The sequence below is a fragment of the Pygmaiobacter massiliensis genome (assembly GCF_900199435.1).
GTDB classification, from domain to species: Bacteria; Bacillota; Clostridia; order Oscillospirales; family Ruminococcaceae; genus Pygmaiobacter; species Pygmaiobacter massiliensis.
This window is the reverse complement of sequence record NZ_OAML01000003.1, coordinates 1,024,854-1,039,743: the sequence shown is the minus strand read 5'-3', so window position 1 is coordinate 1,039,743 and position 14,890 is coordinate 1,024,854. Positions and strand designations below refer to the sequence as shown.

Annotated in this window: 15 protein-coding genes; 8 read left to right on the top strand and 7 right to left on the bottom strand. The window is 49.0% G+C overall.

Going from position 1 to position 14,890, the window contains the following annotated elements:
• Positions 1–361: 361 nt before the first annotated feature.
• The 7 genes from C1A11_RS09535 to C1A11_RS09505 all read right to left on the bottom strand — a co-directional run bounded on the left by C1A11_RS09535 (position 362) and on the right by C1A11_RS09505 (position 7,987).
• Complete coding sequence (locus C1A11_RS09535; RefSeq protein ID WP_102050243.1) at positions 362–811, bottom strand: YaiI/YqxD family protein; 450 nt, start codon at positions 809–811, stop codon at positions 362–364.
• Entirely contained in the window at positions 808–1,680 is an 873-nt protein-coding gene (locus tag C1A11_RS09530) for a DMT family transporter (protein ID WP_102050242.1), read from the bottom strand. The genes C1A11_RS09535 and C1A11_RS09530 overlap by 4 nt, the downstream gene beginning before the upstream one ends.
• 360 nt (positions 1,681–2,040) lie before the next feature.
• Complete coding sequence (locus C1A11_RS09525; protein ID WP_102050241.1) at positions 2,041–3,150, bottom strand: phosphotransferase enzyme family protein; 1,110 nt, start codon at positions 3,148–3,150, stop codon at positions 2,041–2,043.
• A gap of 2 nt (positions 3,151–3,152) precedes the next feature.
• The gene (locus C1A11_RS09520; RefSeq protein ID WP_102050240.1) at positions 3,153–4,076 is read right to left on the bottom strand and encodes a nucleotidyltransferase family protein; all 924 of its coding nucleotides are present in this window, start codon (positions 4,074–4,076) and stop codon (positions 3,153–3,155) included.
• A gap of 175 nt (positions 4,077–4,251) precedes the next feature.
• Entirely contained in the window at positions 4,252–5,268 is a 1,017-nt protein-coding gene (galE, locus tag C1A11_RS09515) for a UDP-glucose 4-epimerase GalE (protein ID WP_102050239.1), read from the bottom strand.
• 269 nt (positions 5,269–5,537) lie between these two features.
• Complete coding sequence (locus tag C1A11_RS13835; RefSeq protein ID WP_180950311.1) at positions 5,538–7,436, bottom strand: DUF2207 domain-containing protein; 1,899 nt, start codon at positions 7,434–7,436, stop codon at positions 5,538–5,540.
• Entirely contained in the window at positions 7,436–7,987 is a 552-nt protein-coding gene (locus C1A11_RS09505) for a LemA family protein (protein WP_102050238.1), read from the bottom strand. The genes C1A11_RS13835 and C1A11_RS09505 overlap by 1 nt, the downstream gene beginning before the upstream one ends.
• 224 nt (positions 7,988–8,211) lie before the next feature.
• On the opposite strand from C1A11_RS09505, the gene C1A11_RS09500 reads away from it, so the two are divergent.
• The 8 genes from C1A11_RS09500 to C1A11_RS09465 all read left to right on the top strand — a co-directional run bounded on the left by C1A11_RS09500 (position 8,212) and on the right by C1A11_RS09465 (position 14,777).
• Positions 8,212–8,691, top strand: a complete 480-nt coding sequence (locus tag C1A11_RS09500; RefSeq protein ID WP_341458156.1) for a COG2426 family protein — start codon at positions 8,212–8,214, stop codon at positions 8,689–8,691.
• 205 nt (positions 8,692–8,896) lie between these two features.
• Positions 8,897–9,427: an RNA polymerase sigma factor gene (locus C1A11_RS09495; RefSeq protein ID WP_102050236.1), complete on the top strand. Its 531-nt coding sequence runs from the start codon at positions 8,897–8,899 to the stop codon at positions 9,425–9,427.
• Entirely contained in the window at positions 9,414–9,941 is a 528-nt protein-coding gene (locus C1A11_RS09490) for a hypothetical protein (protein ID WP_102050235.1), read from the top strand. Before C1A11_RS09495 ends, C1A11_RS09490 begins: the two co-directional genes overlap by 14 nt.
• 82 nt (positions 9,942–10,023) lie before the next feature.
• Complete coding sequence (locus tag C1A11_RS09485) at positions 10,024–10,653, top strand: hypothetical protein (RefSeq protein WP_102050234.1); 630 nt, start codon at positions 10,024–10,026, stop codon at positions 10,651–10,653.
• Positions 10,646–11,587: a hypothetical protein gene (locus C1A11_RS09480; RefSeq protein WP_102050233.1), complete on the top strand. Its 942-nt coding sequence runs from the start codon at positions 10,646–10,648 to the stop codon at positions 11,585–11,587. Before C1A11_RS09485 ends, C1A11_RS09480 begins: the two co-directional genes overlap by 8 nt.
• Positions 11,588–11,666: 79 nt before the next feature.
• On the top strand, positions 11,667–12,344 hold the full coding sequence (locus tag C1A11_RS09475; RefSeq protein ID WP_207653949.1) for an ABC transporter ATP-binding protein: 678 nt from the start codon (positions 11,667–11,669) through the stop codon (positions 12,342–12,344).
• A gap of 119 nt (positions 12,345–12,463) precedes the next feature.
• Positions 12,464–13,789 (top strand): MFS transporter, encoded by a 1,326-nt coding sequence (locus tag C1A11_RS09470; RefSeq protein WP_102050232.1) that lies wholly within the window; start codon positions 12,464–12,466, stop codon positions 13,787–13,789.
• 106 nt (positions 13,790–13,895) lie between these two features.
• Positions 13,896–14,777 carry a hypothetical protein gene (locus tag C1A11_RS09465; protein WP_102050231.1) on the top strand — a complete coding sequence of 294 codons (882 nt, stop codon included), beginning with the start codon at positions 13,896–13,898 and terminating at the stop codon, positions 14,775–14,777.
• Positions 14,778–14,890: the final 113 nt, after the last annotated feature.

Here is a 14,890-nt window from a genome sequence, read left to right as displayed (position 1 = left end):
CTCAAAGGCAAACCAGAAGGAACGCTTGTTATTATAGCATTTTGCACAGCCAGTTCAACCCTTTTTCACACAAAGTAACCAATTGTAACGTTTCTTACACAGTTCTTTCACAGACAATTGCACAAATCTCTAAAATAGTTTTACTTGTATGTCGCTTTTTGTTACTTGTGCTACACTCTCTTCATTGTCGTATTTTTCCTGTAAATTATTTGTAAGGCTCGAATAGAGAGAAAAAAGAGAAAAACCAGCAAACTTTTTTATTAGTCTGCTGGTTTTTTGAGGTTTTTCATCTCTTAATTCTCTACAAAATTTCGTATTTCAAGGGATTTCTTTGCAGATTTTTAGCAGTTTTTTGTTTTATTCAATTAAGATTTAACTGCAATGCAAAAAGCAATTTTTGAAAGTTTTTGCAAAATTCTTCTGTCTGTTCTGCTGTTCGTTTTGCCGGGCCTTTACCGTGCTTGCCTGCTCGTCGCTGTTTTGCTGCCGCCGCGCGCTGCTCCAGCAAAAGCCCAATATTAAATTCGTTATACACTAAACCATTTTGATTCATCGCATGAGCCCCGCGTGCAAGGCACATGGCGGCCAAGCCGTAATCTTGCGTTATGGCAACATCGCCCCTCGCTAGGCGATTGACCAGTGCATAATCTACACTGTCCGCTCCTTTGCTTACGATTACCGTTTCTGCACCCGGGCGTGTAATCTCATGTGAGGTGTCGCATAGCAGCACTACTTTTACCTTTTGCGCATGCGCAATTTGCACGGCTTCGGTCGTCACCGGGCAAGCATCGGCATCAATAAATACAGTCATACCGTTTCCTTTCTTTTGCTGTGAAAGCTTTCGCCAAAGGCAGCTCCACCCAAAATAAGCAACGCGCCCAACAGCTGTGGCAGCTGCAGTCTTTCCCCTAAAAACAAGGCCGAGAACACCAGCGCTGAAGCAGGGTCAATATAGCTAAGCAGTGCACTGGTTTGCGCCGGCAACTCTTCGATAGCGGAAAAGAACAGATAACACGCAAGCCCAGTGTGTACTACACCAAGCAAAATCAGTGCAGCCAAAGGCAGTCCCATGGGGGGAAGAGATGGCTGAATGCCGCTGAATGCAAGATAACCTGCCATAACTGCTGCCGCGCCCACCAAGCGCACCAGTGTCGTTTCCAGCCCTGAAAGGTCACGCACAAATTTGCCCAATAACATGAGTGTTGCATAAAGTGCTGCGGCTGCAAGGCCCAGCTGAATTCCTTTTATGCTGCTTGCACCACCTGTCCATTCTCTGCCGCCTACGAGCACCATGCCCGCCATTGCAGCTGTAATACCCACAAGGCGGGGCCAGGTCAACTTTTCTTTGAGCACTAAGGGAGATGCCAACAGAACAAAAACCGGTGCACAATAATAAGCAAGCGTTGCAGCACTAACTGTTGTATAACGGTAGGCTTCAAACAGGCAAACCCAGTTTGCTCCCATCACCGCGCCTGAAACAAGCAATAAAGGCAACTGGCGGCGCAATGCAGGAAGATTCAGCTTTTGGCCACGCAGCAATAATACCGCCGCCAGAAAAAAGCTGCCAATGACCGATCTCCACAAGACAATAACGCTGCTCTCTATTGGGATTTGCCGTACAAATAGCCCAATACTGCCAAAAATGAGCATCGCGGCAAGCATCTTTACTCTTGCTCTCATCCTATTTTTCCATCCTTATTTCAAAATTATTTTTGCGTCTCGTTTCTATGAATCACGTATGTTTCATTAAATCATGGCTTTGCCCTTCCAATGCGGCATTTACGTTGCAGGGCCATTTTTATTTTTCTGCACCTGTCACTTTGTAAACTGCCGAGCAACTGCCTTCCGGCATATCTTATATTACATTATTATATATTTATCGGTTAGGGCCGTTTGGCTTTGGTACACCATAGTTGATGCTGGCTTTGACATCAGATTGCAAAAACGAAGTGCTCTCAGTATAACATACCGGCGCCGCCGCTTTCCAGCATTACCCGGCAAAAGAAAAAGATGCAACTCAAAGAGTTGCATCTTGCTGTTTTACTTGCTGTAGTTGCGAATAATCTGCTGCATTTCATCCCAGTGGTCTTCCATCTCTTCCACAAGGCGGAACTGGGTATGGCAGCGCTCAAGATTGTGCTCGGGATGAGTCGTTTTAAAGTAAACATCCCCTTGCAGATAATCGGTTAAAAAGCGCATTCCGCATTCCAGCGTCATCAACTTAGCGCCCCAGCGCAGTGTTTCTTTTTCTTTTTCAGTCAGCGCATCCCCCGCAGCTTCAAGGTAGCCTTTGGTATACGTTTCAAAAAGCGGCAGGCTAAAATGCACCTTAGAAAGGTCTGTCTCGTCCTCTTTTGCTGTCGACGCTCCAAAGCGAATCGAATCGCCATAATCGTGCGCAGCAAGGCCGGGCATTACGGTGTCAAGGTCAATTACACAGAGGCCTTTGCCGGTGGCCGCGTCAATGAGGATATTGTTGAGCTTTGTATCGTTATGCGTGACGCGCAGCGGCAATTCGTTTGCTGCAAGCAGGTCGCTCAGTACGGCACAATCCGCTTTGCGTGCTCTTACAAAGGCAATTTCATCTGCCACATTGGCAGCGCGCTTGCAACTATCTTCGGCAACCGCTGCTTCAAACTTCTGATAACGGTCCGGAGTGTTATGGAAATCAGGAATCGTCTCGTGCAAGGTTTTCGCAGGGTAGGCTTCGAGTTGGCGCTGAAAGTTACCAAAGGTCAGTGCCGAATTGTAAAAGTCGGCAGGGTCTTTTACCTGCTGCAAGCAGATGGTTCCTTCAATAAAGCGGTAGCAACGCCAAATGCCGCCTTCGCTATCTGCAAAAATGGGTTTCCCCTCTTTGGTGCGCAGTACGTAAAGCGTTTCGCGGGCAGCATCGCCACCTGCTGCGTCAATTTTTTCCGCTAAAAAGTCTGTCACACCAATAATGTTTTCCATAACCTCAAGCGGCTTTTTAAACACATGGGTATTAATGCGCTGCACAATCCAGCGCTGGGTGCTGCCGTCCGGATGTTTTACGATTGCGGCAAAGGTATCGTTGATGTGGCCCTCGCCAAAACGCTCGCAGGAAATTACTTCTCCTGCGAAATCATAGGCCGCAAGCGCTTCCTGCAGTTTAATCGTCTCGGGCATGGCTATTCCTCCCACAATTTTTCCGGGTAAACGCCTGCATCAATAAAGCTGCGCAGGGCGGCAACCACAACAGGCTTATCTTCTTTATAGGTTACGCCGTACCATTTATCTTTGCTGGTCAGCACCTGTACACGGGCTTTGTCCTCGTCAATCAGTGCACTGACGACCGACGGCAAAAAGTATTCGCCTTTCATCGGGTTTGCAGTAAGGGTACGGTCGAGGAATGTGTTGAAACGAGCTTCGGTCTCTTTTAAAAAGCTCGGTGTAAAACCCCAAAGGTTCATCGAAACAGTCGTTTCGCCGGGCAACGACTCCCAGGTTTTCCCCTCATCTTCGGTAAACTTTGCATCGTTGCCATCTTTAACGATTTTCACGTGCTCGGTCACGCGCTGCAAGAAACCGTCCTCCCCTACTTCGCAGACACCACGAGCTACATGTCCATGCTCGGTCAACGTGTTGCGCAGGTGGTAGCCTACCATGGCATATTCATACTTTTCATCGTCCTGGTGCGTAGCAAGATAATCGTAAATTTTCTGGAATGCCTCAGGGCCATAATAGTCATCGGCGTTAATTACTGCAAACGGGCCATCAATTACGCTTTTCGCTGCCAGCACTGCATGGGCAGTTCCCCATGGTTTTTCGCGTCCTTCGGGTACAGTGTAACCTTCGGGTAGAATATCAAGCTGCTGAAAAGCATATTCCACCTGCATCACTTTCGAAATGCGCTCACCAATTACTGCTTTAAAATCGTCCTCAATCTCGTGTTTGATGATAAAAACGACTTTTTCAAACCCTGCACGACGTGCGTCAAACAAAGAGTAGTCAATGATAACTTCTCCACTAGGGCCGACCGGGTCGATTTGTTTCAGCCCGCCGTAGCGAGAACCCATCCCTGCTGCCATAACCGCCAATACTGGTTTTTGCATAACGATATCCTCCTAAACGCCGATATTTGCCGGCATCTTGATCTACTTTAGTATGCGCCAATATATCACTATACATATGCGCGTTCTTACTTATTATAAGGGAACAAAAGCCATCTTGCAACAATGCAAGACGGCTTTTATTGCGGTATTCTTCCAAAAACTTGGCTTGTGATTTTTAAGCGCGATAGCCGTTAGGGTTGTGGCTCTGCCAATTCCAGGAATCAGCACACATCTCTTCAATGCCGTATTTTGCTTCCCAGCCAAGCTCTTCGCGGGCTTTTTTCGGGTCTGCATAACAAGCGGCAATATCGCCGGGGCGGCGCGGGCCAACCACATACGGCAGTGTTTTGCCACAGGCTTTTTCGTAAGCTTTAATCACATCCAGCACCGAATATCCATTGCCGGTGCCAAGGTTAACAACTACAAGGCCGGGCTTTTGCTCCAGCTTTTTAATGGCTGCTACATGGCCAGCTGCAAGGTCCACCACGTGAATGTAATCGCGCACGCCGGTTCCATCGGGCGTATTGTAGTCATTGCCGAATACGTTGACGTGCTCCAGCTTGCCAACTGCCACCTGGGCAATGTACGGCACCAGATTATTGGGAATGCCTGCTGGGTCTTCGCCAATGCGGCCGCTTTTGTGTGCGCCGATAGGATTGAAGTACCGTAAAATTGCAATGTTCATCTCCGGCTGTGCTTTATACAAATCTTTAAGAATCATTTCGATCATCAGCTTGGTAGAACCATACGGGTTGGTGGTCGAAAGCGGAAAATCTTCGGTAATAGGTACTGTATGCGGGTCGCCGTAAACGGTGGCCGAAGACGAGAATACGAAGTTTTTCACCCCATATTTACGCATTGCTTTCAGCAGTACAAATGTGCTGGTAAGGTTATTGTCATAGTACTCCAGCGGCTTTGCAACGCTTTCGCCCACTGCCTTGTAACCCGCAAAATGAATGACCGAATCAATCTCTGGATGCGCTGCAAAAAGAGCATCTGTTTTTTCCGCATCGCAAAGGTCGATTTCGACCAGCGGGAAATCTTTGCCCGCCAGCTCGCGGGTACGTTCTACTGCCTCCGGGCAGGAATTAAAAAAGTTATCTGCAACAATGATATCATATCCCGCTGCAAGAAGTTCGATACAGGTATGGGAACCAATATACCCTGCGCCTCCACAAACAAGAACTGCCATGGTAATAACCTCCTTGAATAAAGCTAAGTAAACTAGCAATTAGAATCTCTTTTTCTTTTTCTATGATACGCTGTTTTTCACACTAAGCAAATGGACTTTTTTTTGAACAATTTGCACTTTTACTTTCTGGAGCAAAAAATTCGCAACAATACTCCATGTTTAGCATCATTGTTTTTATTTTGCCCAGACTGCGAAGAAATACGGGACGCGCTTCTCGCCCGCCCCGTATTTCTTAAATAAATTACACATATGCAAAGGCTCGTAGCAGGTTACCACCTGCCGCCGCCACCGCCGCCAAAGCCACCGCCGGAGAAACCTCCGCCGCCGCCAAAGCTGACGCCACCGCCGCCACCCGAATTCATCGAGTTTTTCATCGCGGCATTCATCACATTGGTCTGCACCTGGCTAAAGCTGCGATTCAAGCTGCGGGTCAGCCAAATAGCGGTAAACAAATCTCCATTGCTGCTGGAATACCACTGCGGTGCCGGAATCGCGAGACTCTCAAACTGGCTCGCCCATGCATCAGAAAGGCCGAACACATAGGCGTATGGCAACACGTGGTAAAAATACTCTGGGCTTTCCTCTACCAGCAGCTTCAGTCGGTCCAGCTCCGCTTTTTCAATAAAACTGCGCAAGCCGAGCAATTTGCCCGTCAGCTCGGCGCCTTTTTCTGTAAGCTGCTGCATCCCTGTTGCCGCCCATGCGGCTGCTGCCATTGCCACAGCGAGTACCAGAGGAATAAACTTCGGTGCAAGAGAGATAGCCGATGCACCAAAACCGCAAAGAAGGATAGTAAGATATAATCCACCAAACAGTAGCCGCATCCCAAAACGGGTGCCATTGGACCAAAAACGACTTGCCTGTGCGGTTGCAACACCGGTAATGCCCGCTGCCAATGCGGCAAACAGAGCAATCAAAGCGATAAACAACAAGCCCGGCTCTATGTCAACACCGCAAAGTAAGATGCCAATAAAGCCCAACACGCTAACGCCGATGGAACAAATCAGCCCCGTGGCCGTTGCGCCTGGTTTTGTCAGACGATTTTCTTTGGTATTGTAGTGGTTGGTGAGCGCCGCTTTGGCCGCGTTAAGTGTTTCGTAAAAAGCACCCTCCAGCTCACTCAGCGTTACCGTCTGTTTTTTATCGACAAAAAGACCGTTCCACAGCGCACGCACTGCCACCGACCAATTTGCCGAAGGCTCTTTTATTTTCGTGAGTTTCAGCGTTTCCTCTTTGCCGGTGATAGTCAAATAACCTTGGTCGGCAAACCAGATAATCAGCGAAAGCAAATCTTTGTCGTTTGCCACGCCGTCCACAATAATGCCTGCATCAGCACTGGTGATGCCCTCCGGCGGGTAAAACTCGACCGTGTCGACCACCTGCTGTTTTTTTACAGAAAGGCGTTTGAACACAATCAGCGCAGCAAGTGCTGCCCCCGCCACCATCATTGCCAGAGCTGGCATACCGTTAAAGCCCTGCACTTCAGAAAAGTATCCTTCCGGCAAGCGAAGTCTCAGGGTAATGCCTTCGCCCGGGGCCAGCGCACGGATTGCGCTGCCGGTAATGGTCAGTCCTTCTCCTCGCACACTGGCAAGCAGATTCGACGTGGTACCGTACCCGCCAGAGTAAACCTCGAGCCCGTCAAGCGCGGCGGATTTCGGTAGTGTGAGCGAAAAATTGAGTGCTTTGATGGTGGTGTTCCAATCAGACCCTGCCGGTGACCAATAAAGCTCATCGTACTCCGGCACGCGGTCGTCACCCATATCGTACACATAATGAATACGGTATTCGTGCTCTCCGCTCAGCCAGACATCTTCGCTGCCGAGCCGAATATAATCAATCCCGTCCTCAGAGTACTCTGCAAACGCCTCGCTTGCCGAAATGTCCCGCAGTTTCGGGACATAGCGCATCGTCTTGCTTTTGCCGCCGGTTTCTTTCAGTACCCGCACAGTGGAAGGGAATGCCCGAAAAATGCCGCGTGACGATTCGGTAAAATTCACCTTAATCGTTTCGGTCACGTCTACGGTAGCATCTTCGCGCAGCACCGCTTCAATGCGATAATCTTCAATCGTATAGCCCGTGTCTGTTTCGTCCAGTGCGGTAGCAGGCAGAGCAAGCAGAACTACCAGCACCAATACCAGACCAAAAAGCCGCAATGCTTTTTTCATTAAAATTTCACCTGCACATTGTTACGCTGCGCGGCATCTTCCACTTCGTAAAGAGGTTTGGTTTTAAAGCCGCCGATGTTTGCCACAATGTTGGTGGGAATACTCTGTACCTTGACGTTGTATTCACGCACAACAGCATTGTAATATTTACGAGAATTTGCAATATCGTCCTCTACCTTTTTCAACTGGTCCTGCAACTGCTGAAAATTGGTGTTTGCTTTAAGGTCAGGGTAACTTTCCGTCAAAGCAAACAGCTGGCGCAGAGCACCAGAAATCATGTTTTCGCCCTCCACACGGGCTGCGTCGCTGGGGGCAGCAGCAACCGCGTTGCGCGCGGCAATTACTTTTTCCAGTGTTTCGCTTTCGTGTTTGGCGTAACCTTTTACCGTTTCAACCAAGTTCGGAATCAAATCAAAACGTTTTTTGAGGTAAACATCCATGGTGGAAAAAGCTTCCTCTGTGCTGATGCGTCCCCGTACCAGACCATTATAGGCGCTAAAGCCCCACAGCACCACAATAACAACAACCGCAAGTGCAATCCATAAAAGCATAATAAAAAACCGCCTTTCCAATACTTACAGCGGCTGCCTGCGCACCCGCTTTTACCAAAATAAAGTAACAACAGTATATCACGTTGTTCCAAAAAAACATAGTGTTTTTGCTTGCGCCAAGGCTTCGACAACATGCGAGCTCTTGCACGGCTTTCTAAAATCATGTATACTACAACAAGTTAAAACCAAATATCAAATTTTTGAGGTAAACTATGCTTGCATTGATCGAACAATATTTTTGGATTCTTTTTATTTCTATGGTTCCGCTGATTGAACTGCGCGGAGCAATCCCTGTTGGCGTTGCTATGGGCAACCTGCCTTTGCTGGGAATTTATATTGCAGCCATCATTGGTAATATGCTGCCGGTTCCCATCATCCTTCTGTTTGCCAAAAAGGTACTCATTTGGTGTACCAAACTACCTTATGTAGGCAAGTTCTTTGGTATGATTTATAATAAAGGTGTCAAAGCTGGCACTAAAATGCAGGAAAAAGCAGGCCGGGGCCTTTACTTTGCGCTCTTCCTTTTCGTTGCCATTCCGCTGCCCGGTACCGGCGCATGGACAGGCTGCCTTGCCGCAACCTTGTTGGACATGAAAACCTGGCCCAGCGTTTTGGCGGTGCTCGGCGGCGTACTTACCGCCGGCCTTATTATGGGCGCGCTTTCGCTTGGCGTGTTTGGCGGGCTGGGGATGTTGCTGGGCTAAGCAACAGTTGTGCTGCGTTCTCTTTTAATGTATAACAAGCAGCAATTTTCAAAACAGCACACTGCGTGGCATTTGCATTTTGCATGCCGCGCAGTTTTATTATCTGCAAAGATTTGAAAAAATTTTGAAAATTTTGAAGAAATTGTTTTTTCTCGCTCGTTTTTTAATCAGACGAAGAAATGCAAACAGGAAAGGGGTGTGAGGTGTGCCGGTTACCGAGCAAAATTTTGAACAACTTGTTCAGCAATATGAAAAGCTGGTGTATACCATCTGTTTCCAGCTGACCCGCAACCCCCACACCGCGCAAGATCTTGCACAGGAGGCATTTCTTTCGGCCTATACCCACCGTGAAAGCTGTGACGAGGCCAACTTAAAACCATGGCTGTGCCGCATTGCCACCAACAAGGCAAAAGATTACCTGAAAAGTGCATATAACCGCAAGGTGGATTTGACGGACGACGACGAAGATGTACATTACAGTTTATATGCTACCCCTCCGCCGGAGGACATTACGATTGAAAAAGATCAGCTTTCACAAATTGCTTCCGTCGTGCGCAGCTTAAAAGAGCCTTACTTAAAGGTGGCGGTTTTCTACTTTTTAGAAGAAAAATCTGTAGAAGAAATTGCACAGCTGCTGGAACGACCACCCAAAACCGTACACACCCAGCTTTACCGTGCCAAACAAATGTTGCAAAAAAAATTGATAGAAGGAGGGATCTCGCGTGGAACTGTTTAAACCGGACGGACACATCTCTGATGAAGGCTTTGCCGTGCTGCTTGCCGGCGATGCCGATACCTTAGGCAACCTTGAACTTTCGGAACACCTCGCGTTTTGTGATCTCTGCTGTGAAAAATATGCTGCACTTTTAACGGAAGATATTTTAATTGAACCGCCGGTGCCGATTGCTCCCGTTGTCACCCACCGGATAGAAAAGCGCTCGCGCACGATTCTTTTCCGTCGCATCGTAAAAGTGGGTGCAGCGGCCTGCCTTGCCATGGGCTTATGGCTTGCCGGCACCGGTACCGGGGTTATCCCGGTAGAGGCTATCGGCTTTTTGCCCACGGTAACCCAGTCTGAGCAGATGGAAAAGATACGAGACCGTCGCGAAAAAGAAGATGTGGCTTTACGCAAGTCGCTCAAAGCGGTAAGCGAGCAGGAAAAAGAGGCTACCCCCGAAGCTACTCTTGAAATGAAAATTTCCGGCGCGTTTGAAGAGCTGATGCGCTCACTTCACGACAAAAAACGATAATACAATAAAAAACTCTTTCGCGCTGCTTAAGGCGCGCACCTAAAAAGTAAATTGCGTACACCTGAAAGGAAGGTTTCTGATTATGTTCCAAAACCAAACACCGAGCCAAAACCAATACCCTGTGCCCGGCCCCGGACCTGGCCCCTTACACCGCAAAAGCCTGTTTTTAACTTTTTGCTTTGCCTGCTGCGCAGGTGCCGGCCAGATGTATCTTGGCTATACCAAACGCGGAGCTTCTTTGATGCTTGCTTTTTCTCTTATTTTCGGCATCGGCGGCTTTTTAGATCTTTGGATCTTCGCTATCTTTCTGCCGGTCATCTGGTTCTTCGCCTTTTTTGATGCTTTCAACTTGCGCAACGCAAGTGCGGAATACCTCGCATCGCATCCTGATGCATTTATGATTGACCTGCCCGCTGAGACCAGCCGCGCTACCGTAGCTGACCTGGCAAAAAAATATCACGTTTTCATTGGCATTGGTCTTATCGTGATTGGCGCTTATGCCATCTACGGCTCCGTGCTGATGCCGCTTGTTGGCTCGGTGTTGGATGCGCTGCCGTACGACCTCTACTTCGTCTGGAGATTTATGTATAAGCTGCCCAGCCTCTGTGTTGCTATCCTTATCATTTTGGTGGGCATTCGGCTCGTCAAAGGCGGCAAATCGTCGGAATCTGATGACGTGATTGAATACAAAGGAGACAAAACCAATGAATGAGTTCGACCCTATCCAGCCGGAAAACGGTGCAGCGATGCCCGAAGAAAACTTTTCGCCCCCCGTTTCTTCGCCTTCTGATTTTCTTCCCCCGCCCACACCGCGCAAAATGCGTCGGGTAGGTACCAGCACCATGGGCCTTGCACTGATTGCAACCGGCCTTTTGATTGCAATTGCAATGTTTGCCCCGAACGTTGACCTGACTCTCGCTTTCCGGCTTTCGCCGCTGCTTTTGGTTCTGCTTGGCTGCGAGGTGCTCTTTTTCAGCCTGCGCAGCAAAGATGAGAAAATCAAGTACGATTGGCTCTCGATGTTTGTCTGCTTCATCTTGGTAGTCAGCAGTCTTGGTTTGGCCCTGTTACCTAAAATGCTCACTTATTACGGCCCGGAGCGTGAGCGCACCGAAAGCCGCCTGACCCGAGAGCTCGGCGATAATTGCTACACCCTGCTGGCAAACGAAAAAAGTGTTTTTGATTGCACCGGCTATGTTTACTTTCAAGGCTGGGATTTTGATAAAAATGCTTCTTTGGAAACACTGCGCAGCGACCCTGACAGCACTTACAGCTCTCTTGACTTCAAGCTTGCCGGCAATTATGCGCAGGGAGATAAAATTGCTTTTGCTACAGACGTTGCCCGTATTTTGGCTTCATTGCAGAATGGTGGATATCCGGTAGACCGGATGAATTTTCGCTGGAATAACTCTTCTGAAACAGCACAGCACGAGATGTCTGTGGAAATTTCAAGCCGTTTTGCTCTCAACAAAACTCCGGCAGAGCTTGCTGAAATGGTAAACGAACATTATTCGGAATATGCAGAAGAGGAAGACACTGCCGATTATCAGACAGGTTATGATAACGGATACAGTGAAGGCTACACCCAGGCACAGCAGGAGGCTTCCGCTTCTGTAGTAAGTGAGCCCACTTCACAGGTTTCCTAATATTTCATTCCAAGGTTTGCATGATAAAATGCCCCTTCTAAGCGCACACTGTACGGTGTGACCTTAGGAGGGGATTTTTTTGCAGTTTGCGATGGAAGCCGAGGGGCTGACTAAAACTTATAGGGGCGCGCAGGGCGTGCTTGAGGTGCTGCGTGGAATAGATTTGCGCGTGGCACCGGGAGATTTCGTTACGATTACCGGACCCTCGGGCTGCGGTAAAAGCACCTTGCTTGCCTTATTGGGCTGTTTGGATGCAGCTGACGAGGGCAGCCTTCGTATTTTCGGTGAAGAGGTTGAAGGGGCCAGCGACCAGCTGCTTTGCCGTATGCGCGGGCAGGTTCTGGGGTTTGTTTTTCAAAGTTATAATCTAATTCCGTCTATGTCGGCAATTGCGAATATTGAGCTGCCGCTGAAATACCGTGGCATGTCCGCCGCTGCACGGCGGCGCACAGCGCTCGCCGCGCTCGAAGCCGTAGATTTACTTGATCGCGCGCAGCATCTGCCGGGCCAGCTGTCTGGCGGGCAGCAACAGCGTGTGGCCGTTGCCCGGGCACTGGCTACCCAACCAAAGCTGCTGCTTGCAGATGAGCCAACCGGCAACCTGGATGCCGAGAGTGCCAACGCCGTTATGGGTGCCATCGGCGAATTGCAGCGGCAGGGCACCGCGGTGGTAATGATTACTCACGACAGAAAACTGGCGGCCCAGGCACCACGACAGTACACTTTGCGCAAAGGCGAGCTGATTGCCTTGTCATAACGCCGAAGTTTTTTTATGCTATGTAAATTTCTTGCAAGCTGCTTGCTGTTTACCTGCACTGCGCTGTACAATAGAAGCATTAAGAAAGCTGCGTTTGCGGCAGAAAAGAGTGCTGCTATATGCTAAAGAATTTTACCAGAGAAGAAAAAAGCTGGATGATGTACGACTGGGCCAACAGTGCCCATAGCGTTATCATCGTAACACTGCTGCCGATTTTTTACTCTACCGTTGCAAGTTATACTCTGGATTCCAGCTCGGCCATGAGCACCTGGGGGTATGTGACGAGTGCAGCAATGCTGATATGCGCAATTTTGGCGCCGTTGTTGGGCGCGATTGGCGATTTCCGTGGCTATCGCAAAAAGCTGTTCATCGCCTTTCTTACTATGGGGGTGCTGGCCTGCGTTGGCCTAGCTTTTACGCCGCTTACTAATTTTTTTGATGACCCGCAAAAAGCCGCCCGCATTGGATTTGTTATCCTTATTTTATATGTCGTCAGTCAGGTAGGATACTCGGCGGCAAACCTTTATTATGATAGCTTTCTGACCGATGTGACCACCGAAGAACGCATGGACCGCGTTTCCACAATGGGCTACGGGCTTGGGTACATCGGCGGTTCTACCATCCCGCTGCTTGGCTTTTTGGTACTGAACCTGATTGGGGTTGACATTCTATACTGTCTTTCTTTTGCTTTTGGTTTTACTGCAATCTGGTGGGCTGCTTTCAGCTGGCCGCTAATTGCAAATGTAGAGCAAAAAAGCTATGTAGAACGCCGCCCCGGTGCCATTCGTGATGCACTGCGCGGGCTTCGTAAAACGGTAAAGGAGATTGCGGCGCATAAAAACATTCTCGTTTTTTTGATTGCCTATTTCTTCTACATAGACGGCGTGGGAACCATTATCCACATGTCCACCATTTACGGCGACACCCTCGGGCTGGATTCCACCATGATGATGCTGGCCATGCTGGTGGTTCAGCTGCTTGGTCTCCCCTTTTGCCTGCTTTATATTCGCCTTGCAGAACGTTTTGGTGCACGCCGCATGGTAGGCTGTGCTATCATTATTTATATGTTCATCTGCGTATTTGGCTTTTTTGTCCGCTCGGTTTGGCAGTTTTGGGTTTTGGCAATTCTGGTTTCCACGAGCCAAGGCGGCATCCAAGCGCTTTCTCGCAGTATGTTTGGCAAAATGATTCCCGACAAAAACAGAACCGGCGAGTTCTTCGGATTTTATGATATCTTTGGTAAATTTTCTTCGATTATCGGCCCCGCGGTCGTTGCCTTTTTCTCTGCACTGGCAGCAAATGTATTCCGCCGCAACGGTACCGTGCCGGAAGAGCTGATTGATGCTGCCGCCGCACCTTGGGGCGTTTTAAGTATTTTACTCATCTTTTTCATCGGCGGAGGGCTTTATTTCTTCGTTTTGCCCAAATATCTTAACAAAGAGTAAATCTAAGGCTTTTCTTACCTGTCAGGTTCGCGTATAATAAATAAAGGAAATGCAGCTTTGCTGCACGTTCCTTTATCACTCGCCTGAAAGAAAGGACTTGGAAACCATGCCAGACGCCTACTTACATATCCGCACTGCGAGAGCTGCCCTGCAGCAAAGCGGATGCTCGCTTCGCTGCTTAGCAGCCTATGAGATGGGCGCAAATGGTCCCGACCCCCTCTTTTCCTATCAAATTTTATCGAGCCACCGCGATCCCGACCTTTACGCGCTTGCAGAGCGGCTGCACAGTGAGCGGGCCGGTGCATTCTTAATGGCGTTGGCAACATTGGCACGCGGAGACATTCAGCGCAGCTTTGCAGCCGGGTTTATTATGCACAATACGCTCGACAGTTTGGCGCACCCATACGTTGCATTTTTGTGCGAAAGTGAAGACGGCATCTATCATATCCCGAATGGCCATTGCTTTTACGAGTCCGCACTGGACTGTGTTACTTACCGCCAAGACACCGGAGATCGCCACGCGGTACTTCCGCTCAGCGAAGCTTGCCCCGTGCTTTCGCCCGCAGAATTGGGAGAAACCACGGCATTGCTGCAACGTGCAATTTTTGCAGTATTTGGCGAGGATATTCCTTTTCTCGCAATTTCAGACAGCTACCGCTGGTTCCACTGGGTACATCGCAGTTTCCGCTCTCGCTATGGCTTCAAAAAGTTGATTGCCCGTTTGCTAGATGCCGCGTTGCATAAGCCCGGTTTTGCACTAAGCCACATGCAGCCTTGTAAAATGAAGCCGGATGTGCCCGACACATGGCTCGACCCGTATACCGGGGAATCGCACATCGGCGGCATGGCTGCAATTGTAGAGCAGGCGGAGCACAAGGGCAGCGAGCAGTTGCGCGCACTTTGTGGCTATTGGAAGCGCGAGGTAACGCGCGAAGACTTAGCCCAAGTTTTGGGCAATGCAAGTTACAACACCGGGCTGCCTTGTTAAAACAAGCGCCTGAAGCGGCTTGCGTAATACAGACGAAAGAATTAAAAGGGCAGACTTCCCTGTTTGGAAGCCTGCCCTCTTTTAGTTTTAGGATAGCGCCCGAAAAAGCGATT